Annotated in this window: 20 protein-coding genes, 2 tRNA genes and 1 pseudogene; 16 read left to right on the top strand and 7 right to left on the bottom strand. The window is 77.1% G+C overall.

The window, feature by feature from the left end; all coding sequences use genetic code 11:
* Nucleotides 1–12 precede the first annotated feature (12 nt).
* The 6 genes and pseudogenes from era (at nucleotide 13) to Q0789_RS13245 (ending at nucleotide 8550) form a co-directional block, all read left to right on the top strand.
* Nucleotides 13–948 carry a GTPase Era gene (gene era, locus Q0789_RS13270; RefSeq protein WP_363326164.1) on the top strand — a complete coding sequence of 312 codons (936 nt, stop codon included), beginning with the start codon at nucleotides 13–15 and terminating at the stop codon, nucleotides 946–948.
* A gap of 54 nt (nucleotides 949–1002) precedes the next feature.
* Complete coding sequence (locus Q0789_RS13265) at nucleotides 1003–2778, top strand: ABC transporter ATP-binding protein (protein WP_298805968.1); 1776 nt, start codon at nucleotides 1003–1005, stop codon at nucleotides 2776–2778.
* Nucleotides 2779–2973: 195 nt separating this feature from the next.
* Complete coding sequence (gene leuA / locus Q0789_RS13260; protein WP_298805967.1) at nucleotides 2974–4698, top strand: 2-isopropylmalate synthase; 1725 nt, start codon at nucleotides 2974–2976, stop codon at nucleotides 4696–4698.
* 286 nt (nucleotides 4699–4984) lie between these two features.
* Entirely contained in the window at nucleotides 4985–6637 is a 1653-nt protein-coding gene (locus Q0789_RS13255; protein WP_298805966.1) for a GGDEF domain-containing protein, read from the top strand.
* Between the two features lie 147 nt (nucleotides 6638–6784).
* Nucleotides 6785–7525, top strand: a pseudogene (gene recO, locus Q0789_RS13250) (DNA repair protein RecO); the annotation flags it as partial.
* A 209-nt stretch (nucleotides 7526–7734) separates the two neighbouring features.
* Complete coding sequence (locus tag Q0789_RS13245) at nucleotides 7735–8550, top strand: isoprenyl transferase (protein WP_298805962.1); 816 nt, start codon at nucleotides 7735–7737, stop codon at nucleotides 8548–8550.
* Nucleotides 8551–8836: 286 nt separating this feature from the next.
* Here Q0789_RS13245 and Q0789_RS13240 read toward each other — a convergent pair whose 3' ends face one another.
* From Q0789_RS13240 to Q0789_RS13225, 4 genes are all read right to left on the bottom strand, one after another.
* Nucleotides 8837–9265: a Fur family transcriptional regulator gene (locus tag Q0789_RS13240; protein WP_298805960.1), complete on the bottom strand. Its 429-nt coding sequence runs from the start codon at nucleotides 9263–9265 to the stop codon at nucleotides 8837–8839.
* A 62-nt stretch (nucleotides 9266–9327) separates the two neighbouring features.
* Nucleotides 9328–10194, bottom strand: coding sequence for a metal ABC transporter permease (locus Q0789_RS13235; protein WP_298805958.1), 867 nt, complete (start codon nucleotides 10192–10194; stop codon nucleotides 9328–9330).
* Nucleotides 10187–11107, bottom strand: coding sequence for a metal ABC transporter ATP-binding protein (locus tag Q0789_RS13230; protein WP_298805956.1), 921 nt, complete (start codon nucleotides 11105–11107; stop codon nucleotides 10187–10189). Before Q0789_RS13230 ends, Q0789_RS13235 begins: the two co-directional genes overlap by 8 nt.
* The gene (locus Q0789_RS13225; protein ID WP_298806010.1) at nucleotides 11104–12138 is read right to left on the bottom strand and encodes a metal ABC transporter substrate-binding protein; all 1035 of its coding nucleotides are present in this window, start codon (nucleotides 12136–12138) and stop codon (nucleotides 11104–11106) included. The genes Q0789_RS13230 and Q0789_RS13225 overlap by 4 nt, the downstream gene beginning before the upstream one ends.
* A 222-nt stretch (nucleotides 12139–12360) precedes the next feature.
* Between Q0789_RS13225 and Q0789_RS13220 the strand changes: the two genes are divergently transcribed.
* Nucleotides 12361–13743: a glycine--tRNA ligase gene (locus tag Q0789_RS13220; RefSeq protein WP_298805954.1), complete on the top strand. Its 1383-nt coding sequence runs from the start codon at nucleotides 12361–12363 to the stop codon at nucleotides 13741–13743.
* Between the two features lie 94 nt (nucleotides 13744–13837).
* On the opposite strand, the gene Q0789_RS13215 is transcribed toward Q0789_RS13220, so the two are convergent.
* The gene (locus tag Q0789_RS13215) at nucleotides 13838–16528 is read right to left on the bottom strand and encodes a M14 family zinc carboxypeptidase (protein ID WP_298805952.1); all 2691 of its coding nucleotides are present in this window, start codon (nucleotides 16526–16528) and stop codon (nucleotides 13838–13840) included.
* Nucleotides 16529–16757: 229 nt separating this feature from the next.
* On the opposite strand from Q0789_RS13215, the gene dusB reads away from it, so the two are divergent.
* The 7 genes from dusB to Q0789_RS13180 all read left to right on the top strand — a co-directional run bounded on the left by dusB (nucleotide 16758) and on the right by Q0789_RS13180 (nucleotide 23650).
* On the top strand, nucleotides 16758–17975 hold the full coding sequence (dusB, locus tag Q0789_RS13210; RefSeq protein WP_298805950.1) for a tRNA dihydrouridine synthase DusB: 1218 nt from the start codon (nucleotides 16758–16760) through the stop codon (nucleotides 17973–17975).
* Complete coding sequence (locus tag Q0789_RS13205) at nucleotides 17972–19279, top strand: deoxyguanosinetriphosphate triphosphohydrolase (protein WP_298805949.1); 1308 nt, start codon at nucleotides 17972–17974, stop codon at nucleotides 19277–19279. Before dusB ends, Q0789_RS13205 begins: the two co-directional genes overlap by 4 nt.
* Before the next feature lie 189 nt (nucleotides 19280–19468).
* Nucleotides 19469–19759: a hypothetical protein gene (locus Q0789_RS13200; protein ID WP_298805947.1), complete on the top strand. Its 291-nt coding sequence runs from the start codon at nucleotides 19469–19471 to the stop codon at nucleotides 19757–19759.
* Between the two features lie 107 nt (nucleotides 19760–19866).
* A complete protein-coding gene (gene dnaG / locus Q0789_RS13195; RefSeq protein WP_298805945.1) occupies nucleotides 19867–21870 on the top strand; it encodes a DNA primase in 2004 nt (667 codons plus the stop codon).
* 129 nt (nucleotides 21871–21999) lie between these two features.
* Nucleotides 22000–22071, top strand: a tRNA-Asn gene (locus tag Q0789_RS13190).
* A gap of 118 nt (nucleotides 22072–22189) precedes the next feature.
* Nucleotides 22190–23419 carry an acetyl-CoA C-acetyltransferase gene (locus Q0789_RS13185; RefSeq protein ID WP_298805943.1) on the top strand — a complete coding sequence of 410 codons (1230 nt, stop codon included), beginning with the start codon at nucleotides 22190–22192 and terminating at the stop codon, nucleotides 23417–23419.
* A 157-nt stretch (nucleotides 23420–23576) separates the two neighbouring features.
* Nucleotides 23577–23650: transfer RNA gene (locus Q0789_RS13180), tRNA-Ile, on the top strand.
* A 60-nt stretch (nucleotides 23651–23710) separates the two neighbouring features.
* On the opposite strand, the gene Q0789_RS13175 is transcribed toward Q0789_RS13180, so the two are convergent.
* The gene (locus Q0789_RS13175) at nucleotides 23711–23929 is read right to left on the bottom strand and encodes a hypothetical protein (RefSeq protein WP_298805941.1); all 219 of its coding nucleotides are present in this window, start codon (nucleotides 23927–23929) and stop codon (nucleotides 23711–23713) included.
* Nucleotides 23930–24018: 89 nt separating this feature from the next.
* On the opposite strand from Q0789_RS13175, the gene Q0789_RS13170 reads away from it, so the two are divergent.
* A complete protein-coding gene (locus Q0789_RS13170; protein WP_298805939.1) occupies nucleotides 24019–24492 on the top strand; it encodes a hypothetical protein in 474 nt (157 codons plus the stop codon).
* Between the two features lie 230 nt (nucleotides 24493–24722).
* Here Q0789_RS13170 and Q0789_RS13165 read toward each other — a convergent pair whose 3' ends face one another.
* A complete protein-coding gene (locus tag Q0789_RS13165; protein ID WP_298805938.1) occupies nucleotides 24723–25355 on the bottom strand; it encodes a hypothetical protein in 633 nt (210 codons plus the stop codon).
* 214 nt (nucleotides 25356–25569) lie between these two features.
* Here Q0789_RS13165 and Q0789_RS13160 point away from each other — a divergent pair, with 214 nt between their 5' ends.
* Nucleotides 25570–26073, top strand: a complete 504-nt coding sequence (locus Q0789_RS13160; RefSeq protein WP_171202806.1) for a DUF3145 domain-containing protein — start codon at nucleotides 25570–25572, stop codon at nucleotides 26071–26073.
* Nucleotides 26074–26095 lie beyond the last annotated feature (22 nt).

Genomic DNA, 26095 nt, shown 5'->3' with positions numbered 1-26095 from the left:
ACCGGCACCTCGCTGCCGGCCGTCCCCGAGGGCTACCGCAGCGGCTTCGCCTGCTTCGTGGGGCGCCCGAACGCCGGCAAGTCGACGCTGACCAACGCGCTCGTCGGCACGAAGGTCGCCATCACCTCGAGCCGCCCGCAGACGACGCGGCACACCGTCCGCGGCATCCTCCACCGCCCGCAGGCGCAGCTGGTGCTCGTGGACACCCCCGGGCTGCACCGGCCCCGCACGCTGCTCGGCCAGCGGCTCAACGACCTCGTCCTGGCGACGCTCGCCGAGGTCGACGTCGTCGGCTTCTGCCTGCCCGCCGACCAGCCCGTGGGGCCGGGGGACCGCTGGATCGCCGCGCAGCTGCAGCCGCTGAGCGACGGCCGGCGCGGCACCCCCGTCGTCGCCGTCGTCACCAAGACCGACCTCGTGACCCGCGACCGGCTCGCCCAGCACCTCGTGGAGGTCGCCGAGCTCCTGCCGGGCGCCGACGTCGTGCCCGTCTCCGCCACCGGGGGCCAGCAGGTCGACGTCGTCGAGGAGGTCCTCCTCGGCCACCTGCCCGAGGGCCCGCCGATGTACCCCGACGGCGAGCTCACCGACGAGCCGGAGGCCGTCATGGTCGCCGAGCTCGTGCGCGAGGCCGCCCTCGAGGGCGTGCGCGACGAGCTGCCGCACAGCCTCGCCGTCGTCGTCGAGGAGATGGGCCCGCGGCCCGCGGCGGACGGCGGCGAGCGCGCCGACGGGATGCTCGACGTCCACGTGCAGCTCTTCGTCGAGCGCGACTCCCAGAAGGGCATCGTCATCGGCAAGGGCGGCTCCCGGCTGCGCGAGGTCGGCACGCAGGCGCGCGCCGGCATCGAGGCGCTGCTCGGCGTCCCGGTCTTCCTCGACCTGCGGGTCAAGGTCGCCAAGGACTGGCAGCGCGACCCGCGCAAGCTGCAGCGCCTGGGCTTCTAGGCCCCAGTGCCGGCGGGTGCCGGGGCGCCTCGGCACCCCGCCTACCGTGCTCGCATGGCGCAGCGTGCGGGGCGGGCCCCGCGGGGGACGGGTGGGGACGGCGCACCGCCCGAGCCGCGGGTGGGTCTGAGGACGCTCCTGCCGTACCTGCGCGACCACCGCCGGGTGCTCCTCGTCGTCGCGCTGGTGTCCCTCGTCGGCGCCGGGGCCTCGCTGGCGCAGCCGCTGCTCGTGGGCGGCCTCATCGCGGCGGTCGAGGCGGGGCGCCCGGTCGCCGTCTTCGCGGCGGCGCTCGTGGCCGTCCTGCTCGTGGCGTCCCTGCTCGGTGCCGTGCAGCAGTACCTGCTCCAGCGGACCGCCGAGGGCGTCGTCCTGTCGACGCGGCGCAGCCTCGTCGGACGGGTGCTGCGCCTGCCTCTCGCGGAGCTCGACCAGCGGCGCACGGGCGACCTCGTCTCCCGCGTCGGCTCAGACACGACGCTGCTGCGCGCGGTCGTCACGTCGGGGCTCGTCGAGGTCGTCAGCTCGGTCGTCGTCGTGGTCGGCGCCGTCGTGGCGATGGCGGTCGTGGACGTCGTCCTGCTCGCCGTCACGCTGACGGCCGTGGCCGTCGGCATGACGGCGGCGATCTCGGTCGCCCGGCGCCTGCGGGCGCTCGCGCTGGCCTCGCAGCAGCGCGTCGGGGAGATGAGCTCGGCCGTCGAGCGCGCCCTGTCCGCCGTGCGGACCATCCGCGCCAGCGGCGCGACCGACCGCGAGGTCGACGCCGTCGGCGCCAGCGCCCGCGCCGCCTACGACGCCGGGGTGCGCGCCGCGCGCACGGGCGCGGTCGTGTCGCCGGTGGTGGGGGTCGCGGTGCAGGGCTCCTTCATCGCCGTCCTCGGCGTGGGCGGCTACCGCGTGGCGAGCGGGGCCCTCACCGTCGCCGAGCTCGTCTCCTTCATCCTCTTCCTCTTCCTGCTCGTCATGCCGCTGGGACAGCTCGTCTCCGCCTTCGCCCAGCTCCAGCTGGGGCTCGGGGCGCTCACCCGCATCGAGGAGGTGCTGGGGCTGCCGGAGGAGGACCCGGGGCCGGCGACGGCGCCGCCCGGGCGGCCGGGCGCGCCCCTGCTCGAGCTGCGCGGCGCCTCCTTCGCCTACCCCGGCGGGGCGCCCGTCCTCCAGGGCGTCGACCTCGTCGTCCCCCGCGGCACGCGGACGGCGCTCGTCGGCCCGTCGGGCGCGGGCAAGTCCACGCTGCTGTCCCTCGTGGAGCGCTTCTCCGACGTCACGGGCGGGGCCGTGCTCGTCGACGGCGTCGACGTCCGCGAGCTGCCGCGGGCCGCCCTGCGCGCCCGGCTCGGCTACGTCGAGCAGGAGGCGCCGGTGCTCGCCGGGACGCTGCGCGAGAACCTCCTGCTCGCCGCGCCCGGCGCGACCGAGGACGAGCTCGCCGCCGTGCTCGCCGCCGTCGGCCTGTCCGGCGTCGCGCGCCGCGACGCCGCGGGCCTGGACGCCCAGGTCGGGGAGGGCGGGGTCCTCCTGTCCGGCGGGGAGCGCCAGCGGCTGGCCATCTGCCGATCGCTGCTCGCCCGGCCCGAGCTGCTCCTGCTCGACGAGCCGACGGCGAGCCTCGACGCCCGCAACGAGCGGGCCCTGCAGGACGCGCTCGACGCCGTCGCCGAGCGGACGACGCTGCTCGTCGTCGCCCACCGGCTCTCGACCGTCGTCGGCTCCGACCAGATCGTCGTCCTCGACGGCGGCCGCGTCGTCGGCGCCGGCACCCACGACGAGCTCCTCGCGACCACCCCGCTGTACCGGGAGCTGGCGGCGACGCAGCTGCTCGTCTGACCGGCGCGCGCCCGCGGGTGCCGGGGCGCGCTACCGTTCCCCCGTGCGCGCGAGCCTCCTCCTCGGCTGCCGCGGCGAGGGCCTCTAGTCATCGGCCCCCTCGTCGCGGAGTCCTGCGCACGCCGCAGCCGCCGCCGGTGACGACGCCCGGACCGCCCGGTCCGGCCCCAGCCACCGCCCCCAGACGAGGACGAGATGCGCGACACCCAGAAGCCCTCCGCCATGCCGGTCTCCCGGTACCGCCCCTTCCACGAGCAGATCCGCGTCGAGCTGCCCGACCGGACGTGGCCGACCAAGCGGCTCGAGCGGGCCCCGCAGTGGTGCGCCGTCGACCTGCGCGACGGCAACCAGGCGCTCATCGACCCCATGAGCCCGGCGCGCAAGCTGCGCATGTTCCAGCTGCTCGTGCGCATGGGCTACAAGGAGATCGAGGTCGGCTTCCCCTCGGCGAGCCAGGCCGACTTCGACTTCGTGCGCCAGCTCGTCGAGGGCGACCTCATCCCCGACGACGTGACGATCCAGGTGCTCACCCAGGCGCGCGACCACCTCGTCGAGCGCACCTACGAGGCCATCGCGGGCGCGCCGCGCGCCATCGTCCACCTCTACAACTCCACCTCCGTCCTCCAGCGCGAGGTCGTCTTCGGCCTCGACGAGGACGGCGTCCTCGACATCGCCCTGCAGGGCGCGCGGCTGTGCCGCAAGCTCGAGGACACCGTCCCGGAGACGCGGATCACCTACGAGTACTCGCCCGAGTCCTTCACCGGCACCGAGCTGGAGTACGCGGCGCGCGTCTGCAACGAGGTGCTCGCGGTCTTCGAGGCCTCCGCCGAGCGGCCGGTCATCATCAACCTGCCCGCCACCGTCGAGATGGCCTCGCCCAACGTCTACGCCGACGCGATCGAGTGGATGGGCCGCCACCTCGTGCCCCGCGAGGGCGTCATCCTCTCCCTGCACCCGCACAACGACCGCGGCACCGCCGTCGCGGCGGCCGAGCTGGGCCTGCTGGCCGGGGCGGACCGCGTCGAGGGCTGCCTCTTCGGCAACGGCGAGCGCACCGGCAACGTCTGCCTGGTCACCCTCGGGATGAACCTCGTCACGCAGGGTGTCGACGCGATGATCGACTTCTCGGACGTCGACGAGGTGCGGCGCACGGTCGAGTACTGCAACCAGCTGCCCGTGCCGGAGCGCCACCCGTACGGCGGCGACCTCGTCTACACGGCGTTCTCCGGCTCGCACCAGGACGCCATCAAGAAGGGGTTCGACGCCATGGCGCGCCGCGCCGCCGCCGAGGGCGTCGACGTCCGCGAGCTCACGTGGGCGGTGCCGTACCTGCCGGTCGACCCCAAGGACGTCGGCCGCTCCTACGAGGCGGTCGTCCGGGTCAACAGCCAGTCCGGCAAGGGCGGCGTGGCCTACCTCATGAAGACCGAGCACCAGCTCGACCTGCCCCGCCGCCTGCAGATCGAGCTCTCGGGCATCGTGCAGGCGCAGACCGACGCCTCCGGCGGGGAGGTGGACGCCGCCCGCCTCTGGGAGATCTTCGAGCACGCCTACCTCCCGGCCGGCGACCCCGGGCGGGCCTGGGGCCGCTACGCCCTGCGGGGGATGCGCCAGCAGAGCGAGGTCGACGGCGCCGCCCGCCTGTCGGTCGACGTCACCGACCGCGGCGAGCCGCGCGTCCTCGAGGGCCTGGGCAACGGCCCCATCGACGCCCTCGTCGAGGCGCTGCACGCGGACGGCGTCGACGTCCGCGTCCTCGACTACGCCGAGCACGCCCTGTCCGAGGGCGGCGACGCCCGCGCCGCCGCCTTCGTCGAGTGCGAGGTCGGCGACCGGGTGCTGTGGGGCGTCGGGATCGACGCCAACACCGTCGTCGCGTCCCTGCGCGCGGTGCTCTCGGCGGTCAACCGGGCGCTCTGAGCCCGCGGGCCCACGACGCCCGGCGAGGGCGTCGACCGGGGAGGCGGAGCCGTGCGGGCACGCCCCGCGCGCACGGCTCCGCGCCCCCGGTCCTCCCTCCGAGCCCGCTGCCGCCCGCCGTCGCCGCCGCCCCTCGTCGTCGGAGCACTGACCACGACGGGTGACGGCGCAACGGCCGTGTCGTCGGACCGCTCACCTAGTGTTGACGCGGCGTCGATGCAGGACGCGAGCGGTCGTGGGGCCGCGCCGGGGGCCTCGCGCCCCCGCGGCGGGCGGAGGAGGTGGCGTGGGCGAGCTGGTCGTGGCGGACGTCTTCGGCCCCTTCGACCTCATCAGCGACCGCGCCCACCAGCTCTACGTCGACGGCGACCCGGCCGCGGCGGTGAGGGCGTGCGACGAGGCCCTGCCGCTCGTGCGGGCGGCGGGCGACCTCGCCACCGAGCGCTTCCTCTGCTACTCGCGCGGCGTCAGCCTGCGCGAGCTCGGCCGGTACGCCGAGGTGGTCGCCCAGTCCCAGGAGCTGCTCGTCCTCGCGGCGGACGACCCGCTGTGGCGCGCCAAGGCCCTCGCCCTGCTCGCCGAGGCCAGCGCCGTGCTCGGCAGCACCTCGACCGCGCTCGACCACGTCGCTGAGGGCCTCGACCTCGTCGACGCCGGGCCGGGCGGCTACAACCGGCTGTCGGCCCGCATGGCCCTCGCCGTCACCCTGCAGGCCCTGAGCCTCCACGGCCCGGCCGAGGAGGTCGTCCTCGACCTCCTGGACCCCCGCGAGCCCTACCGCGACGCCGTCCTCGAGGAGGCCTGCGTGCTGCGCGCCGCGTGGGCCGAGGTGGCCTCCCTGCTCGGCGAGGACGCCGAGGCCGGCCGCCACCACCTCGCCGTCGCCGAGCGTGCCCTCGGCCTGCGCCGCGTCGCCGAGGCGGCGGGGGACGCCCACGCCGTCGTCCGTGCCGACGTCTACCTCGCGCTGGCGCTGCAGTCCTTCGGCGACGACGACGCCGCGTGGTCGCTCGTCGGCGACCCGGGTGTGCTCGAGGTCCTCAGCCCCGCGGGCACCGACCGGCTCGTCGCCCTCGTCGTCCGCGGCCGCGCCCTGCTCCAGCGGGGCGACACGGCCGGCGCCCGACCGCTGCTCGAGCGCGCCGTGGAGCTGGGGCGGCGCAGCCGGCGGGACGTGTGGCGGTGGGCGGCCGTCGAGGCGCTCGCGGACCTCGACGTGGTCGAGCACGGCGACCACCCGGCGGTGAGCCGCTACCGCGAGCACGTGCGGGGGCTGCTGCGCCGGCTGCGCCGCGACAGCGCCGGCCGCGCCGCCGAGCTCGTCTCGCGCCGCCGCGTCCGCCAGCTCGAGGACGAGCGCGACGGCGTCCACCGCGCCGCCCTCACCGACCCGCTCACCGGGCTGGGCAACCGCCGGGCGCTGCTCCAGGTGCTCGAGACGGCCCCAGAGCTCCTCGGCGCCGTCTTCGTCGACGTCGACCACTTCAAGGACGTCAACGACCGCTTCTCGCACGACGCCGGCGACCGGGTGCTCGTGCGCGTCGCGGAGATGCTCGTGACGGCGTGCCGCTCCTCCGAGCTCGTCGTCCGCTACGGCGGCGACGAGTTCGTCGTCCTCGTCGTCGACGAGCCGTCGGTGGCCGAGGCGATCGCCCACCGCGTCCTCGAGGCCGTGCGGGCCCACGACTGGGAGCAGGTGGCCCCGGGGCTGCGCGTCACGGTCTCGGTCGGCGTGGAGGCGGGCGCGGCCGTGGCCACCGCCCTGTCGTCGGCCGACTCCGCCCTCTACGCGGCCAAGCGCGGCGGCCGCGACCGCATCGTCGTGGCCGCCCCGGGCGGCGCACCGCCGCCCGACCGCGGCGAGGTGCCCGGGCCCCGCGGCGTCCGGCTGCCCGCGCCGACGGCGTCGACGGACGACGCGGCGCGCACGGGGCCCTGAGGGCCGCGGCAGCCGGACGGAGGGCGGGCGGCGGGCGGGGGACGCCGGTCGACGCCGGACCCGCGCTTCGCGCGGCGGGGCCGGACGGCGGGGCGCTGCGGGCGCACGGGCCGTCCGGGGGCACCATGGGGGTGTGGTGACCCGCCGGTGAAGCTGTACCGCGACGAGGCCGTCGTCCTGCGCACGCAGAAGATCGGCGAGGCCGACCGCGTCATCACCCTGCTCACGCGCACCTCGGGGCGGGTGCGGGCGGTGGCCAAGGGCGTGCGCCGCACGACCAGCCGCTTCGGCGCCCGGCTGGAGCCGTGCATGCTCGCCGACGTCCAGCTGCACCGCGGGCGCAGCCTCGACGTCGTCACCCAGGTGCTCACGCTCGCGCCCTACGCGCGCGCCGTCGCCGACGACTACCCCCGGTACACCGCCGCCGCGGCCATGCTCGAGACGGCGGAGCGGCTGACGCCGGAGGAGCGCGAGCCCGCCACGCAGCAGTTCCTCCTGCTCGTCGGCGGCCTGCGGGCGCTCGTGGGCCCGCCGCACGCGCCGGTCCGCCGCCCGCCGGGGCTCGTGCTCGACGCCTTCATCGTGCGGTCCATGGCCGTGGCCGGGTGGGGCGCCAGCTTCGACGCCTGCGCCCGGTGCGGCGAGCCCGGCCCGCACCGCGGCTTCGCCGTCGCCGCCGGGGGAGCGGTGTGCCGCTCCTGCCGCCCGCCGGGCGCCGCCGCGCCGGCCCCGGAGTCGCTGCAGCTGCTCGGGTCGCTGCTCGCCGGGGACTGGGACGGCGCCCTCGCGAGCACCGAGCGGGACCGCCGCGAGGCCAGCGGCCTGGCGGCGGCCTACCTGCAGTGGCACCTCGAGCGCGGGATCCGCTCGCTGCCCCTCGTGGACCGCACCCCCGAGGCGCCGCCCGCCCCCGACGGCCGTCAGCCCGACGGCGGCCACCACGACGGCGCTGCCCACCACGGTGCTCCCGAGGTGACGGAGCCCGAGGAGCTCGCGGCCGTCGCGCCCCTGCTCGACCGCCTGCCGCCGCAGCCGCCGCCCGCCCGGGCCGCCGAGGTCGTGCGGTCGGCGCAGGCCGCGGCCGCCGGGAGCGCCCCGTGAGGCGCCGTCGGTCCGAGGCCCCCGTGCTCGCCGCCCCCGTCGACCCGCCGCCGCACCCGAGCGGCGCGCAGCCGCCCGACCTGCCGCGCGAGGCCGTCCCGCGCCACGTCGCGGTCGTCATGGACGGCAACGGCCGCTGGGCCAACCAGCGCGGGCTGCCCCGCACGGCCGGCCACGAGGCCGGCGAGGCGGCGCTGCTCGACCTCGTCGCCGGGGCGCTGCAGATCGGCGTCGAGTACGTGTCCGTCTACGCCTTCTCCACCGAGAACTGGAAGCGCTCGCCCGAGGAGGTGCGCTTCCTCATGGGCTTCAACCGCGACGTCCTGCGCCGTCGCCGCGACCAGATGGCGTCCTGGGGGGTCCGCGTGCGCTGGGCCGGGCGCCGTCCGCGCCTGTGGCGGACCGTCGTCAGCGAGCTCGAGGAGGCCGAGCGCGTGACCGCGGGCTGCGACCGCCTGCAGCTGACGATGTGCGTCAACTACGGCGGGCGCGCCGAGATCGCCGACGCCGCCCGCGCCGTCGCCCGCGAGGTCGCGGCCGGCCGCCTCGACCCCGAGCGGGTCGACGAGCGCGTCCTCGCCCGCCACCTCGACGAGCCCGACCTGCCCGACGTCGACCTGTTCCTGCGGACCTCGGGGGAGCAGCGGACGTCGAACTTCCTGCTGTGGCAGTCGGCCTACGCCGAGATGGTCTTCCTCGACGTGCTCTGGCCCGACGTGGACCGCCGCACCCTCTGGGACGCCGTCCTGCTCTACTCCGGCCGCGAGCGCCGCTACGGCGGGGCCGTCGACAAGGCCGCCGGGAGCGCCTGAGCCGCCGGTCCTGACGGCACCACGCCGCCGGGCCGGTCCCGCACGGTGGGGCGGCCGCGGCGGTGCAGCACGCGGAGCCGCGCGACGACGCCGGAAGAGGCGAGGGCGGACGGGAGCGGGAGGTGCCGGGCGCGCGGAGAGCACATCAGGCCGGGCGCCCGGACCGCCGCTCGAGCCAGCCGCAGAGCGCCCGAGCCAGTGCCGGAGCGCGGCCGGCTCCTCCCGCGGGGGGTGCCCCCGGCGCCACCCCGGACCCGCTCGGTGCGCGTGGCCCGCGCGAGCGGGGTCAGGAGCGGCGCGCCGCCTCGGCGTCCTGCGCGGCGTGGCACTCGGCGCACGTGCCGAAGACCTCGACGACGTGGTCGGGGTCGGAGAAGCCGTGGGCGGCGGCGACGGAGGAGGCCCAGGCCTCGACGTCGGGGCCCTCGACCTCGACGGTGCGCCCGCAGCGGCGGCACACGAGGTGGTGGTGGTGGCTGGGGCTGCAGCGCCGGTAGACGGCCTCGCCGTCGTCGGTGCGCAGGACGTCGACCTCGGCGTCCTCGACCATGCCCTGCAGGGCTCGGTAGACGGTGGCGAGGCCGATGGGGTTGCCCTGCTCGCGCATCGACGCGTAGAGGTCCTGGGCGCTGACGAAGGCGTCGGTGCCGGCGAGCGAGGCCTGGACGGCGTCGCGCTGACGGCTCGAGCGGCGCACCCGCTGCTGCTGCGGCACGGCCACCACGCTCCTCCCGGTCCTGCGGGCGGGCACCGGACCGCCTCCCCGCGCAGGGACGATCATGCCTGCTCGCCGACGGGGGTCGCGAGGCGGTGGCGCCGCCGGTGGCCCCGGTGGCGGGCGGCGCGGACGAGGGCGGAGCCCGCGGCGGTGAGGACGAAGAGGGCGATGAGGTACAGCACGATCGTGCCGCCCGACGGCGTGTCGCCGTAGTAGGACGTGAGGACGCCGACGACCGCGGTGACGGTGCCGACGCCCATGGCCAGGAGCGTGGTGCTGCGGAAGCTCCGGCACACCTGCTGCGCCACGGCGACCGGCACGATCATCAGCGCGCTGATGAGGAGCAGGCCGACCACGCGCATCGAGAGCACGACGGTGACGGCGGTGAGGACGGCGAGCAGCAGGTTGAGGCCCATGACCGGCAGGCCGGAGGCGCGGGCGTGCTCCTCGTCGCTGCTGACGGCGGCCAGGCGCCGGCCGAGCCCGAAGGTGGCGACGAGCACGACGGCGGCCAGCACGGCGAAGACGCGGAGGTCCTCGGCGGTCGTCGTCGTGATGGCCCCGAAGAGGTAGGTGTTGAGGGTGGCGGCCGACCCGCCGGCCCGGGCGACGAGCACGACGCCGCCGGCGATGCCGCCGTAGAAGAGGACGGCGAGCACGACGTCGCCGCCCGTGCGCCCGTAGCGGCGCAGGAGCTCGACGGCGGCAGCCGCCACGACCGTGACGACGAGGGCGACGGGGACGGGGGCCGTGCCCGTGAGCAGGCCGAGGGCCACGCCCGTGAGCGCGACGTGGCCCATGCCGTCGCCGATGAGCGAGAGGCGGCGCTGGACGAGGAAGACGCCGACGGACGGCGCGGCGAGGCCGACGAGGAGGGCGGCGACGAGCGCGCGGACCATGAAGCCGTAGGTGAGGACCTCAGGCACGGTGGGTCTCCGGGTGGTGGGTGCCCGGGTGGTGGCACTCCGGGTGGTCGGCGGTCGGCTGCGGGCGGTGCTCGCGGTGGTCGGAGACCCAGCCCGGGGGTGGGGCGGTCTCGTGCTCGTGGTGGTGCACGTGCTGGTGGCGCAGCCGGGACTCCTCCTGCAGGCGCTCGAGCGCCTCGTCGGAGGCGCCGAGCAGCTCCGGCACGAGCGGCCCGTCGTGGACGACGCGCCCGTGCTGGAGGACGACGGCGCGGTCGACGACGTCGGCGAGGGGGCCGACCTCGTGGGTGACGACGAGCAGCGTCGTGTCGCGGGCCGCCAGGGCGGCGAGCGTCCGTGCGAGGCCCAGGGCGCTGGCGGCGTCGACGCCCGCGAGCGGCTCGTCGAGCACCAGGAGGTCGGGCTCGGCGGCGAGGGCCCGGGCGATGAGGACGCGCCGCTGCTGCCCGCCGGAGAGCTCGGTGACGTCCTCGTGGGCGTGCTCGGCCATGTCCACGGCCTCGAGCGCGGCGTCGACGGCCGCGCGGTCCTCGCGACGCGCGGGCACCCAGGGGCGACGCAGCGGCAGGCGGCCGGTGCTGACGACCTCGCGGACCGTCGTCGGGACGCCGCCGCCGACGGTCATGGCCTGCGGGACGTAGCCGGTGCGCCGCCGGCTGCGGCGCGAGGGCGCGGGCTCGCCGTCGACCTCGACCGTGCCGCCGGTGCGCGCCGCGAGGCCGAGGAGCCCCCGCAGCAGGGTGGTCTTGCCCGAGCCGTTGCTGCCGAGCACGGCGACCCGCTCGCCGCGATGCACCTCGAGGTCGACGTCGCGGACGACGACGCGCTCGCCGTAGCCGAAGCCGGCGCGCTGCAGGCGCAGCAGCGGGGGCGCCGCGCCCACGGCGCCCGCGCGGTCGGGGCGGGTCGTCACGAGCAGCCCTGGCCCTGGCGCAGGGTCTCGAGGTCGGCCCGCATGACCGAGGGGTAGTCGTCACCCGGGGACTCGTCCGTCAGGCCCTCGAGCGTGTCGAGGACGGCGGTCGTGGCCCCGGTCTCGGCGGCGACGGTCTCGGCGACGTCCGCCGGCAGCAGCGTCTCGGTGTAGATCGTGCGGACGTCGTTCGCCTCGGCGAACTGCGCGACCTCGGCGAGCCGGGCCGCCCCGGGCTCCTCCTCGCCGCCGATGCCGCTGACGCCGCGCTGGACGAGGTCGTAGCGCTCGGAGAGGTAGCCGAAGGCCTGGTGGGCGGTCACGAGGTCGCGGCTGTCGCAGGTGGCGAGGCCCTCGGAGAACTCCGCGTCGAGGTCGGCGAGCTCGGCCTGCACGTCCGCCAGGTTCGCGGCGTAGACGTCGGCGCCGTCGGGGTCGGCGTCCGCCAGGCCGTCCGCGACCGCCTCGGCGACCGACGACATGCGCACCGGGTCGAGCCAGAAGTGCGGGTCCTCCTCGAGGCCGTGGTCGTGGCCCTCCTCGCCCTCGTGCCCCTCGCCCTCCTGGTCGTGGGCCTCCTCGTGCTCGTGCCCCTCCTCGTGGTCGTCCTCCGCGGCGTCCTCGCCGGGGGGCGTGCCGGGGGAGGGCTCGAGGTCGGCGGCGGGCGCGACGTCGACGACGCCCTGGCCGCCGCGCTCGTCGGCCGCGGCGTCCACGGCGCCCTGGAAGCCTTGCAGGGTGACGAGGACGTCGGCGTCGACCGCCGCGGCCACCTCCCGCGGCGAGAGCTCGAGGTCGTGCGGCTCCGTGCCGGGCTGCGTGAGGGACGTGACGTCCGCGCGGTCCCCGGCGACGGCCAGCGTGACCCACTGGAGCGGGTAGAAGCTCGCGGCCACCTGCAGGGCGGCCCCCTCGACGTCGCCGTCCGTGGCCGCACCGCCGCCGGGGGCGTCGGAGGAGCCGCACGCGCCGAGGGCGAGGACGGCGGCGGCGGGCAGGGCCAGGAGCGCGGGGCGACGGGTGCAGGTCATCACGATGACGATTCTCACCCCGAGCAACGGCGACGTCAAAGCGCCGGGACGGCGACGTCGCGGCGCCGGGGCGGGACGGGCCCGCGTCCCCGATACCCTCGCCCGAGTCCCGGCGACCGCTGCCGCGACCGCCCCCGGTCGCAGCCCGTCCCGGCGGCGCGGGGCCCGGCACGCCGTCGGGTCCGCCCGGCACATCCTCGACACCCCACGGAGCTGACCAGCGTGGCCGCACCCTCCCGGATCGACACCGTCGTGAGCCTCTGCAAGCGCAGGGGGTTCGTCTTCCCCAGCGGGGAGATCTACGGCGGGACCCGCTCGGCGTGGGACTACGGGCCCCTCGGCGTCGAGCTGAAGGAGAACATCAAGCGGCAGTGGTGGAAGGCCGTCGTCACGGGCCGCGACGACGTCGTCGGGCTCGACAGCTCGGTCATCCTGCCGCGCGAGACGTGGGTCGCCTCCGGCCACGTCGGCGTGTTCACCGACCCGCTCACCGAGTGCCAGTCGTGCCACCGCCGCTTCCGGGCCGACCACCTCGAGGAGGCGTACGAGGAGAAGAAGGGCCGCGCGCCCGAGGGCCTCGGCGACATCACGTGCCCCAACTGCGGCACCCGCGGCGCGTGGACCGAGCCGCGCGACTTCAACATGATGCTGAAGACGCACCTCGGGCCCGTCGAGGACGAGTCGGGGCTGCACTACCTGCGCCCCGAGACGGCGCAGGGGATCTTCGTCAACTTCGCCAACGTCATGGGCTCGGCCCGCCGCAAGCCGCCCTTCGGCATCGGGCAGATCGGCAAGTCGTTCCGCAACGAGATCACGCCGGGCAACTTCATCTTCCGCACGCGCGAGTTCGAGCAGATGGAGATGGAGTTCTTCGTCGAGCCGGGCACCGACGCCGAGTGGCACCAGTACTGGATCGACGCGCGCACCGACTGGTACGTCGACCTGGGCATCGACCGCGCCAACCTGCGCCACTACGAGCACCCGGCGGAGAAGCTCTCGCACTACTCGACCCGTACGGTCGACATCGAGTACCGCTTCGGCTTCACCGGGTCCGAGTGGGGCGAGCTCGAGGGCGTCGCCAACCGCACGGACTTCGACCTGCGCACGCACTCGGAGCACTCGGGCGCCGACCTGTCGTTCTTCGACCAGGCCAAGGGCGAGCGCTGGACGCCGTACGTCATCGAGCCGGCGGCGGGCCTCACGCGCTCGCTCATGGCCTTCCTCGTGGACGCCTACTCCGAGGACGAGGCGCCCAACGCCAAGGGCGGCGTCGACAAGCGCGTCGTGCTGCGCCTCGACCCGCGGCTCGCGCCCGTCAAGGCCGCCGTCCTCCCCCTCTCGCGCGGCGAGGCCCTGTCGCCCAAGGCGCGCGACCTCGCGGCGGCCCTGCGCCGGCACTGGAACGTCGACTTCGACGACGCCGGCGCCATCGGGCGCCGCTACCGCCGCCAGGACGAGATCGGCACGCCGTTCTGCCTCACGGTGGACTTCGACACCCTCGAGGACCAGGCCGTCACCGTCCGCGACCGGGACGCCATGACGCAGACGCGCGTCGGCCTCGACCAGGTCGAGGGCTACCTGGCCGCCCGCCTCGTGGGGGCCTGAGCCCCTCAGCCCCCTCAGGGCTCGGCCGGGCCGGCACGACGAGGCCCCCTCCCGCCGCGGCGGGAGGGGGCCTCGTCGTGCTGCGGGGAGCGCGTCAGCTCGTCGCGGACCCCAGGGCGCGGGCCACGTCGTCGAGCATGCCGAGGGGGTGGACGCGGAAGGTCGGGTAGGTCCCGAACACCACCGCACGACCACTGCCCGCGCTCTCGCCGGAGACGACCGACGGCTGCCCCGCGGCCGACGAGGGGCCGCCGGTGCCGTCGCCCAGCGCCCGCCAGTGGCCGGCCACGAGCGGGCCGTCGCCGTAGGTCTGCTCCACGACGGTGCCGACGCCCAGGCCGGTGAAGTGCACCGGGGCGTAGACGAAGGCGCGGTCCTCGGCGTAGCCGTCGAGCAGCGAGCCGGCCGGCGTGCTGACGGCGACGACGCCGTTGCCCGAGCGGTTGCCCTGGACCGCCGTGGCCTCGAGGTAGCCCAGCGTCTGGGCGAGCGACGCCGCGGCGACGCCGGTGCCGACGAGGTCGCCGCCGTCGTCGACGAAGGCGCGCAGCGCGGCGAGCGCCTCCTCGGGCAGCGCGCCGCGCGAGAGCGCCGAGCCGACCCACAGGGCGTCGACGCCGGACAGGTCGGTCGTGCCGTCGGCGAGGCCCTGCGCGGTCACCCGCAGCGGGTCGGCGTAGCCGAGCTCCTCGAGCGAGAGGTAGTCCTCGCCCGCGTCGTCGACGGCCGACGACGTCGTGTAGGCCACCCGGAGCGGGCGCTGCAGCGGCACCGCGTCCGAGCCGGGCGTCACGTCGCGCGTGCGCTCGAAGACGACGCCCTCCTCGGCGGCGACGGCCACGGCGGCGGCCCGCTCGCGGCGGTCGAGGACGGCGGACCCGTCGGGCAGGAGCCCCACCGGGACGCCGTCCGCCAGCAGGCTGTTCAGCGCGCGCACCTCGGCCGAGCCGGTGAGGGCCAGGCGCAGGTCGGTGCCGCGGGGGACATCGCCCGTCGGCGCGGCCTCCTCGACCGGCCGGGCGAGCACGCTGGAGCCGCGCCCGGTCGAGGGCAGGTCCTCCACGCGGCGGACGTCGGCGCCCCACAGGTCGGTGAGGCTCCACGCCGACACGTCGTACATGCTCGGGACGCGGTCGGAGATGTCGCTGCCCTCGGCGAGCAGCACGTTCGCCATGCCGCGCAGGGGCTGTGCCATGTCGACGACGTAGGAGCCCCGGGGATAGGTGGTGCCGTCGGCGCGGAAGGCCCGCACCGCCTGGCCGACCTCGACGCCGTGGTCGACGAGGTGGTCGACGAGGCGCGCGGCGCTCGCCGCGGACCGCTGGTCCCCGGCGGGGATGACGTAGGCCTCGGGGAACTCGGCGCGGTACACGTCGGTCTCGTCCCAGACCTGGGCCCACTGGTCGGGGCCGGGGATGCTCGCCGGGTCGGGGTCGGCGCCGATCTCGCGCAGCGGCTCGCCCGCGGAGCCGCGGCGGAAGACCTCGACCTGGTTGGCGAGCAGCTCGTCGGCGTTCTCGAGCACGTACGAGGTCGTCGAGGTGATGACCTGCTCGGCCACGGCCGTGTTGACGCCCGCCCGGCGAGCGCTCTCGGCGAGGCCCTCCGGCGTCGAGGTGCTCACGCGCCCGAGCGGCAGCTCGACGGTGGAGGTGACGGCGCCCTGGAAGGCGACGTACTGGGCCGTGAAGATGGGCGGCCAGTCGTCCCAGCCGGAGCGGATGTCGCGGTAGGGGATGCGGATCTTGCCCGTGTTCTCCTCCGTCACCTCGCCCTCGTCGTCGAGGTAGGTGTTGCCCTCGATGTCGGCGGCGGCGACGTCGGCCTCGATGCGCAGCGCCGAGGCGTAGGCGTGGGGGATGAAGAGGTCGTAGTCGTAGTTCTCGCCGTGCGGCGGCCCGCAGGGCTCCACCTGGAGCACGCTCGTGTAGCCGTGGATGTCGCTGAAGAAGAGCGGCTGGAGGCGGCCGGCGAGCTCGCGGACGGCGACCGTCTCGGGCGTCTCGTTGGTGATGAAGTCGCGGTTCGGGTCGAGGTCCAGCGCGGTGCGCCGCTGGCCGGCCACCCGCCCGTCGGGGTTGTTGGTGACCGTGAAGTACAGGCGGCTGCCCGCCAGGGTCGCGACGGCGTCGGCGTCCCCGGCCTCGGCGCGGTCCACGAGCGCCTCCATCCACTGGAGGCTGGCGTCGGTGCCCTCCCACTCGTTGCCGTGGATGTTGTTGTTGAACCAGACCGGCGTCTTGTACCCGGCGGCCAGGGCGGCGTCGTCGGCGGCGGCCTCGGGGTCGTCCTTGATGGCGTCGCGCCACGCCGCCTGCTGCGCGGTCTCCGCCGGCGTCTCGGGCGCCGTGAGCGTGACGAGGAGCAGCTCGCGGCCCTGGGTCGACGTGCCGACGACCTCGGTGGACACGTAGTCGCTGCGGGCCATGAGCGCCTGGAGCCGAGGCGCGATCTCGTCGTAGGGCAGGGCCCCGCGGGCGATCGAGGCGTCGCCGGCGTCGTCGGGGTAGACCCGCAGCTGCGGCTGCTGGGGGTAGCTCGTGGGTCCCGCCTCCGCGGACGGCGCGGCGGCGCGCGACCGGGCGGCGGGGCCGAGAGCACCCGCCCCCAGCGCCGCGGCCGAGGCGGGCGCGTCCTGCGCGCGGGCGCTCTGACCGGGGGCCGACGACGGCGCCGCGCCGGGGGGTGCGGCCGTCGCGGCGGGGGCGGAGGTGACGGCGAGGGCGACGACGGCGCCGCCGACGGTCGCGCGCGCGGCTGCGCGCCGCAGGGGGGAGGGGTGCACGGGGGCTCCAGGCTCGGGGAGCACCGGGGGTGTCCGGTGTGCGCCGAACCGTGGCACAGGTCCGGTCCCCGCGGGGAGGAGCGGCCGGATCCCGCACGACGTCCGCGTGGAGGCCCCTGCGGGCGCCGAGCGGTGGACGGCCTCGGTGGACGGCCTCGGTGGACGGCCTCGGTGGACGGCCTCGGTGGACGGCCGGGGCCCCGCCGCGGGGATGGGGGACGATGGGGGCGTGACCGCCACCGCCACCGCTCCGACCGCGGGCCCGGCCACCGCCGGGGCCGGTCCGCTGCGCATCGGCCCCCACGAGGTGCGCACGCCCGTCGTGCTCGCCCCGATGGCCGGCATCACCGGCGAGGCCTACCGGACCCTGTGCCGCGAGCAGATGGAGGCCGCGGGCGGCGAGGGCGTCTTCGTCTCGGAGATGGTCACCTCGCGGGCGCTCGTGGAGCGCACGCCCGAGTCGCTGCGGCTCGTGCGCCACGGGCCCGGCGTGGCCCTGCGGAGCACCCAGCTGTACGGCGTCGAGCCGCGCACCGTGGGCGCCGCCGTCCGCGTGCTCGTCGAGGAGGACCTGGCCGACCACGTCGACCTCAACTTCGGCTGCCCCGTGGCCAAGGTGACGCGCCGGGGCGGCGGCGCCGCGCTGCCGTGGAAGAGCTCCCTGTTCGCCTCGGTCGTGCGCGAGGCGGTGCGGGCGGCCGAGCCCGCCGGCGTCCCCGTCACGGTGAAGATGCGCGTCGGCGTCGACGCCGAGCACCACACCTACCTCGACGCCGGTCGTGCGGCCGAGGGCGAGGGGGCGGCCGCCGTCGCGCTGCACGCCCGGACGGCCGAGCAGTACTACTCCGGCACCGCGGACTGGAGCCGCATCGCCCGCCTCAAGGAGGCCGTGACGAGCGTGCCGGTGCTCGGCAACGGCGACGTGTGGTCCGGTGAGGACGCGGTGCGCATGGTCGCCGAGACGGGCTGCGACGGCGTCGTCGTCGGGCGCGGCTGCCTGGGGCGCCCCTGGCTCTTCGCCGACCTCGCCGCCGCCTTCGCCGGCCGTCCCGAGCGGGTGCGCCCCTCCCTCGGCGAGGTCGCGGCGATGCTGCACCGGCACGCCGTCCTTCTCGCGGAGGAGTTCGGCACCGCGGAGGCGCCGGACGAGGACCGCGCCTGCCGCGACATCCGCAAGCACGTCGCCTGGTACCTCAAGGGCTTCCCCGTGGGCTCCTCGCTGCGGCAGCGCCTCGCCCTGGTGCCGACGCTCGACGCGCTCGCCGAGGTCCTCGCCGAGCTCGACGCCGACGCGCCGTGGCCGGGCGACGACGCGGAGGGGCCGCGCGGGCGCACCGCGGCGACGAAGCGGGTCGCCCTCCCCGAGGGCTGGCTCGACTCGCGGGAGCTCACCGGCTCCGCCGCGCGGATGGTGGCGGACGCCGAGGCGTCCGTCTCGGGCGGGTGAGCGAGCGCCCCGCCGCCGGGGTGGTGCGGCGCGACGACGCCCGGGTGCCCGGGTACGGGCCGCACGACCGGGAGCGCCGGCTGGCCGAGGCGCCCAAGAGCGCGGCCCGGGGCGACTTCGCCCGCGACCGGGCCCGGGTGCTGCACTCCTCGGCGCTGCGGCGTCTCGGCGGCAAGACGCAGGTCGTCGGGCCGGGCACGGACGACTTCGCCCGCACCCGCCTGACGCACAGCCTCGAGGTGGCGCAGGTGGGCCGCGAGCTCGCCGCGTCGCTCGGCTGCGACCCCGACGTCGTCGACACGGCCTGTCTGGCGCACGACCTCGGCCACCCGCCGTTCGGGCACAACGGCGAGCGGGCGCTCGCCACCGCCGCCGCCGCGATCGGCGGCTTCGAGGGCAACGCGCAGACCCTGCGCCTGCTCACGCGGCTCGAGCCCAAGGTCGTCGACCCGGCCACCGGGCGCAGCGGCGGGCTCAACCTCACCCGGGCGAGCCTGGACGCCGTCACGAAGTACCCGTGGCACGCCGGGGAGGCCCCCGGCGGGCCCGACGCGGCCGGCAGCGGCAAGTACGGCGTCTACGCGGGCCCCGACGGCGACGACGAGGTCTTCGCCTGGCTGCGCCGCGACGCCCCCGGGCGCCGGCGGTGCCTCGAGGCGCAGGTCATGGACCTGGCCGACGACATCGCCTACAGCGTCCACGACGTCGAGGACGCCGTGGTCGCGGGGAGGCTCGACCTCGGCGTCGTGGCCGACCGCGGGCAGCGCGCCCGGGTGGCCGAGCTCGCCGCGCGCTGGCACGGCCTCGAGGCGGCCGCCGTCGCCGACGGCCTGCAGCGGCTCGCCGCCTCCCCGGAGTGGGTCGGCCGCACCGACCTCGGGCGCGCCTCGCTGGCCGCGCTGAAGGACATGACGAGCCAGCTCGTCGGCCGCTTCGTCGACGCCGCCCGGCGCGCCACCCAGGAGGCGCACGGCGAGCAGCCGCTCGTGCGGTACGGCGCGGACGTCGTCGTCCCGACGGCGACGCAGGGGGAGATCGCCGCGCTCAAGGGCCTGGCGGCGCTCTTCGTCATGGAGGCGGGCGACCGCCAGCCCGAGTACGTGCGCCAGCGCGAGGTCGTCGCCGAGCTCGTCGAGGCCCTCTGCGCCCGGGGCCCCGAGGCCCTCGAGCCCGCCTACGCCGCCGACCTCGCGGCCGCGAGCGGCGACGACGCGCGGCTGCGGGTCGTCGTCGACCAGGTCGCCGCGCTCACCGACGCCGGCGCCCACGCCTGGCACGGCCGGCTCGTGCGCCAGGGGCGCTGAGACGGCGCGAGCCGGGCCTTCCGGCGCGTCCCGGCGAGGTCTAGCATCCGGCGCCACGAGGACCGGCGCGGACGTCGGTCCCCGGACCGACCTCCCCCACGCCGGGTCCGCTCCCGCCTGGCCTCGACGCGCGAGGACGCCGGCCACCACGCCGTCGCACCGCGAGCACCGTCGCCCGAGGAGGCACCCGTGAAGCTCCTGTCGCACCGCACGCCCCTGCTCGCCGCCGCGAGCGCCACCGCCCTCGTCGCGCTCACCGCGACGGGCCCGGCCGCCCTCGCCGCCCCGCCGCCCGGGGGACGGTGCTTCGGCCCGTGGTTCGAGAGCACCCAGATCACCAACCCCCAGAACCCGGGCTTCTTCGCCCGCATCGACAAGAACGGCGACGGCGTCATCTGCCTCAAGGACTGGACGGGGCCCGACCCCGACCCGGACATCGGCTTCCTCGCCATCGACAACACGGGCCAGCACCAGGGCTGAGGACCGACCGGGGCTGAGGCCCCGGGGGCTGGGGGACGACCGGGGCTGGGACGACCGGGGCTGGGGACGACCGCTCCGCCCGGCCGCGCCCGACCTAGACTCCGAACGTGCCAGGCCTGATCCGCAGCGAGGACGTCGACGCCGTCCGCGAGCAGGTCCGCCTCGACGAGGTCGTCGGGGAGTACGTCACGCTCAAGCCCGCCGGCGCGGGCTCGCTCAAGGGCCTGTGCCCCTTCCACGACGAGCGCTCGCCGTCCTTCCACGTGCGACCGGCCGTCGGGTTCTACAAGTGCTTCGGGTGCGGGGCCGGCGGCGACGTCTTCCGCTTCCTCCAGGAGGTCGACCACCTCACCTTCCCCGAGGCCGTCGAGCGCCTGGCCCAGCGCGCGGGCGTCCAGCTGCGCTACGAGGAGGGCTCCGGCGGCCCGCGGCGCCAGGACGTCGGCGCCCGGCAGCGGATGCTCGACGCCCACCGCGTCGCGGCCGAGTTCTTCGCCGAGCAGCTCGCCTCCCCGGGCGCGCGGGTGGCGCGGCGCTTCCTCGCCGAGCGGGGCTTCGACCGCGCCGCGGCCGAGCACTTCGGCGCCGGCTTCGCCCCCGAGGGCTGGGACGCGCTCACCAAGCACCTGCGCGGGCGCGGCTACCGCGACGACGAGCTCGCCACCGCCGGCCTCGTGAGCCGCGCCCAGTCCGGCGACCGGGTCTACGACCGGTTCCGCGGGCGCCTCGTCTGGCCGATCCGCGACGTCGCGGGGGCGACCATCGGCTTCGGCGCCCGCCGGCTCCTCGAGTCCGACCAGGGGCCCAAGTACCTCAACACCCCGCAGACGCCGCTCTACGACAAGTCGACCGTGCTCTACGGCCTCGACCTCGCCAAGCGGGAGATCGCCCGGCGCCGCCAGGTCGTCTTCGTCGAGGGCTACACCGACGTCATGGCGTGCCACCTCTCGGGCGTGCCGACGGCGGTGGCCACGTGCGGCACCGCCTTCGGGCCCGAGCACATCAGGGCCGTGCGCCGGCTGCTCGTGGACGACGACGCCTTCCGCGGCGAGGTCGTCTTCACCTTCGACGGCGACGAGGCCGGGCGGAAGGCGGCGCTGCGGGCCTTCGAGCAGGACCAGCGCTTCACGGCGTCGACGTTCGTCGCCGTGGAGGCGTCCGGCCTCGACCCGTGCGACCTGCGGCTCGAGCGCGGGCCCGAGGCCGTCGCCGAGCTCGTCGCCACCCGCGTGCCGCTCTTCGAGTTCGCCCTGCGCTCGACCCTCGAGCGGTTCGACCTCGACTCCGTGGAGGGCCGCGTGCAGGCCCTCCGCGCGGCCGCGCCCCTCGTGGCGGGCATCAAGGACCCGGCGCTGCGCCCGGAGTACGCGCGCCAGCTCTCCGGCTGGCTCGGCATGGACGTCGACGACGTCCGGCGCTCCGTGGCCGCCGCCGGCCGCTCGGGCTCCCCGGGGGGCCGGGCCGGCGAGCGGGGCGGCCGTCCCGGCCCCTCCCGCGACGGGGGAGCCGGCGGACGGCGCGAGCAGGGCGGGGACGGCGCCCCGCGGGACGGGCGCGGCCGCCGCGACGGCGGTGCGCCCCACGACGCGGACGCGCACCGCGAGGGGGCGCCGTCGGAGGTCCGCCCGCCGACGCCCGACCCGCGCGACCCCGTCGTCCGGCTCGAGCGCGAGCTGCTGCAGGCCGTGCTCCAGGCGCCGGCCGAGGTGGACGGCGCCCGCTTCGACGCCCTCGCCGACGACGCCTTCGCCGTCCCGGCCCACCGCGCCGTGCACGAGGTGCTGCGCGCGCTGGGCGGGGTCGCCGCCGCGGGGGACGGCAGCGGCTGGACCACGCGCGTGCGCGAGAGCGCCGGGGAGTCGCTGCAGCCCTACGTCGAGGAGCTCGCCGTCGCCCCGATGATGGTGCGGCCCGGGGAGGGCGTCGCCCGCCTGGCGACGGCGGCGCTGCGCGAGCTCGAGCTGCGGGGCCTGCTGCGGGCGTCGGCGGAGGTCACGGGCCGGGCGCAGCGCGCCGAGGCGGCGGGCGAGGCGGAGCGGGCGGGCGAGCTGTGGGCCCGGGCGGCGGCGCTCACGGCGGACCTCCAGCGGCTGCGCGCCGAGAGCGCCTGACGCCGCCGCCTCCACCGGTCCACGGCCCGCGGGGAGTCCGGTGCGCGGTGCGGGCGGGGCGACGGCGTGAGCCCCCGGCGCGTCCTGCTAATCTCGTCGCGCTCGGTCGCCGATGGTGGTCGTGCACGGTCCCGCGTAGCTCAACGGCAGAGCATTCGACTGTTAATCGAACGGTTGCTGGTTCGAATCCAGCCGCGGGAGCCTCGCGGTCGGCCCTCCGCAGCGTCGCGGGCGGGCGCCGTCCAGGACGCAGGGGAGCCCCAGCGCTCATGATCTCGGTCGCCCGTCGTCTCGACCTCCCTCCCGTGAGCGCCCCCTCGTGAGCGCTCCTGGGCGCGTCTCCGTGGTCGTCGCCGGCGCCCGGACGCCGATGGGCCGCCTCCAGGGCTCGCTGTCCTCGCTGCGCGCCGTCGACCTCGGCGCGGCCGCGATCCGTGCGGCCCTCGAGCGGGCCGGTGTCGCGGCGAGCGAGGTCGACCAGGTGCTCATGGGCCAGGTCCTCCAGGCCGGCCAGGGGCAGAACCCGGCGCGGCAGGCGGCCGCGGCCGCGGGCGTGCCGATGTCCGTGCCGGCCCTCACGGTCAACGCCGTCTGCCTGTCGGGGCTGCGCGCCGTCGCCCTGGCCGACCAGCTCGTCCGGGCGGGGGAGGCGGACGTCGTCGTCGCCGGGGGCATGGAGTCGATGAGCGGCGCGCCGCACCTGCTTCCCGGCGCGCGCGGCGGCTACCGCTTCGGCGACGCCGTCGTGCAGGACGCGACCTCGCACGACGGCCTCTGGGACGCCTTCACCGACGTCTCGATGGGCGCCCTCACCGAGGTGGAGGAGGCGGCCCGCGCGGCGGACGCCTCCGGCACTGCTCGGGGCGCCTCGACGCGCGAGGAGCAGGACGCCCTCGCCGCCCGCAGCCACCGCCTCGCCGCGGCCGCGACGGCCGACGGCCGCGCCGCCGAGGAGATCACCCCGGTCCTCGTGCCCCAGCGCCGCGGCGAGCCGGTCGAGGTGGTGGCCGACGAGGGCGTGCGACCGGGCACGACGCCGGAGGCCCTCGCCGCGCTGCCACCGGCCTTCCGGCCCGACGGCACCATCACCGCCGGCTCGGCGTCGCCGGTGTCCGACGGCGCGGCCGCGCTCGTCGTCATGCGCCGGGAGCGGGCGGAGGCCGCCGGGCTGCCCTGGCTCGCCGAGGTCGGCGCCCACGGCCTCGTGGCGGGGCCCGACTCGACCCTGCAGAGCCAGCCCGCGCGCGCGGTCGAGCGTGCCTGCGCCCGAGCCGGTCTCGCGCCGCGCGACCTCGACGTCCTCGAGATCAACGAGGCTTTCGCCGCCGTCGTCCTCGCCTCCGTGCGCGAGCTCGGCGTCGACCTCGACCGGGTCAACCCCCGCGGCGGGGCGATCGCCCTGGGGCACCCGATCGGCGCCTCGGGCGCCCGCCTGGCCCTGACCCTCGCGCTCGACCTGCGGGCGCGGGGCGGGGGGACGGGCGTCGCCGCGCTGTGCGGCGGGGGAGGGCAGGGCGAGGCGCTGCTGCTCCACGCCCCGACCCGCTGACGGCCCGACCCGCTGACGGCCCGACCCGCTGACGCCCCGACCCGCTGGCGCCGGGGGTGGCTGCACGAGGACGGCCTCTAGCCCGTCGTGCTGCCACCTCCGCGCCGTCCGGGCGACGCCGCGGGCGCGGCGGGCGCTGGGTAGGGTCGGCGCACCCGGGGCAGTAGCTCAGCCGGTCAGAGCAGCGGACTCATAATCCGCCGGTCGTGGGTTCGAGCCCCACCTGCCCTACCCGGCCGTGCGACGTCGGCCCGAAACGTGACGTCAGCCCCCCGCCATCAGCCCCGCCCGTCAGCCCTGGGAGCGCCCGCCGGGCAGGTCCTCACGGTCGTTGTCGTAGTCGGCGCGGTCGTGGCGGGCGGTCGAGTCGCTGCTCGTCTCGCTCGGGTCCGGGTCCTGCTCGGCCGCGTTGACCGACACGGTGGGGATGGCCGGACCGCGCCCGCGCTCAGGCTGCTCGGGGAGCGCCTCGTCGGTGCCTCGCCCGTCGGCGGTCTCGTTCTCGCTCATCGCGCCAGCATGGTCGCCGTCCTCCGGCGGGGCGAGCGGTGCCGCCGTCGTGGACCGCTCCGGGAGGGCGCGTGCGCCATGCTGGCGGCGTGACGGACGCGCCGCGGGTGGCCCTCGTCGTCGACGCCGCCAACGTCGTCGGCGCCCGTCCCGACGGGTGGTGGCGCGACCGCGCCGGTGCGGCCGAGCGCCTCCTGGCCCAGCTGGCGGGCTTCCCCGCTGCGGTGGTGCCCTCGCCGGACGGTGCGGTCCGCGTGGTCGCCGTTGCCGTCGTCCTCGAGGGGCGCGCCCGGTCCGCGGCGCTGCCGGCCGCCGCGAGGTCGCCCGCTGGAGGCCTGCAGGTGCTGCTCGCCGACGGCAGCGGCGACGACGCCGTCGTCGCGCTGGAGGGGGAGCTGGCGCGGGCCGTGGCGCCGCAGGAGGCGGAGGTCGTCGTCGTCACCGCCGACCGGGGGCTGCGGGCCCGGCTCGCGTCGCAGTGCTGGGGGCCGGGCTGGCTGCGCGACCTCCTCGACGCGCGCACCGCGACGGTGCGGGCGGTCGAGGTGCAGGGGGAGGAGTAGTGCGCCGGGCCGGGAGCGCCTCTCGGCGCGTGGCCGCTCGAAGCGGCTTCATGTGGAGCCCGGGGCTACCGCGGCCCGGCGCGCGACCACTGTAACCACGCGCGGCGGCGTGCGTCGCGCTCGGTGCACCGTCCCCCGGACGGCCCAGCGGCAGCGGCCCGTCGGTGCCCGACGGCGGGACGACGGCGGACGGCGCAGCAGGACGAGCCGCCGCGGTCAGCGGCGCGCCGTCACAGCAGCGAGCCGGAGCGCCAGCGCCCGGCGCACGCCTCGAGGTGCTCGGCCGTGCGCACGAGCCGGCCCGCCGACGTGGTCAGCGCGTCCTCGGCGGTCTCGTCGCCGCGCGCCTCGTCGTCCGCGAGGTCAGCGCGGCCCACCGCGACGACGCGGGCGAACGCGGCCGCGCGCTCGAGGGTGCCGGCGAAGTCGCCCGTCGCGACGCCGGCCAGGACGGCGTCCACCTGGGTGCGCACCTCGTCCGGCCCGGGCGGGTCGGCCACCCCCGCGACCGCCTCGAGGACGGGCGCGCGGCGCCGGCCCTCGTCGAACTGCCGCGAGGCCTCCGAGGGCGCCGCGTGGACCCACTGCCGCAGGACGTAGAGCCGCCACAGCGCCCCGGGCAGCGACTCGGGCGCGGCGTCCGCCCACAGCTGCGCGAGCAGCTCGAGGCCGTGCTCGTCCGCCAGGCCGACGAGGCGCGCGGCGACCTCGGCGTCGCCGGAGCTCTGCGCCCCCTCGACGAGGAGGCGCGCCGTCGCGTGGGCGGCCGCCTCCCGCCCGGCGGCGTCGCCGGGCGCCTCCAGGCTGTCCATCGCCCGCGGCCCGAGGAACGTCGGGCGGCGCGGCTGCTCGCGGGGGCTCACCCGCCCATCGTGCGCCCGTCGGCCGCCGTCGTCGCCCGGGCGCACCGGGGCGAGTCGTCACCGCTCCGCCCTCGGTGGCGGCGCGGGCGGCGGTCTGGCAGCATGCGCGCGACGGCGCTGCGCCGTCACGGCACGAGCACGTGAGCCACCTGGCCGGTCGGTCGAGGACGTTGGGGAAGACGCACCTCGCTCCACCGACACAGGAGGGTCTGACATGCCCGGAGCACTGACGCGCGGAGTCCTCTTCGTGCACTCCTCGCCCCGCGCGCTGCTGCCCCACGTCGAGTGGGCGGCGAGCGGGGTCCTCGGCGTGTCCGCGACCCTGGACTGGATCGAGCAGCCGGTCGCCCCGGGCGCCTACCGCACCGAGCTGTCGTGGCAGGCGGAGCAGGGCACGGGCGCCCGCCTGGCGTCGGCGCTGCGCGGCTGGGCGCACCTGCGCTACGAGGTCACCGAGGAGCCGAGCCCCGGCGTCGACGGCGGCCGCTGGAGCCACACGCCCGAGCTGGGCATCTTCCACGCCGTCACCGACGTCCACGGCAACGTCCTCGTCCCCGAGGACCGCGTCCGCGCGGCCCTCGAGGCGGCCGTCGACTCCGCGGCCGACGTGCGCGCCGAGCTCGACCTGGCCCTCGGGACGGCGTGGGACGACGAGCTCGAGCCCTTCCGCTACGCCGGCGACGGCGCGCCCGTCCGCTGGCTGCACCGCGTCGGCTGACCCCCGCGGCTCGGCGCCGCAC

Source organism: uncultured Pseudokineococcus sp., from assembly GCF_947499845.1.
Taxonomy (GTDB): Bacteria; Actinomycetota; Actinomycetes; order Actinomycetales; family Quadrisphaeraceae; genus Pseudokineococcus.
The sequence above is the reverse complement of the archived record's forward strand: the minus strand, read 5'-3'. Positions and strand labels throughout refer to the sequence as shown.

Coding starts and splice junctions, on each gene's coding strand:
- Q0789_RS13160 (WP_171202806.1), top strand. CDS start 25,570: ATGCCCGGAGCACTGACGCGCGGAGTCCTCTTCGTGCACTCCTCGCCC.
- Q0789_RS13175 (WP_298805941.1), bottom strand. CDS start 23,929: ATGAGCGAGAACGAGACCGCCGACGGGCGAGGCACCGACGAGGCGCTC.
- leuA (WP_298805967.1), top strand. CDS start 2,974: ATGCGCGACACCCAGAAGCCCTCCGCCATGCCGGTCTCCCGGTACCGC.
- Q0789_RS13225 (WP_298806010.1), bottom strand. CDS start 12,138: ATGACCTGCACCCGTCGCCCCGCGCTCCTGGCCCTGCCCGCCGCCGCC.
- Q0789_RS13265 (WP_298805968.1), top strand. CDS start 1,003: ATGGCGCAGCGTGCGGGGCGGGCCCCGCGGGGGACGGGTGGGGACGGC.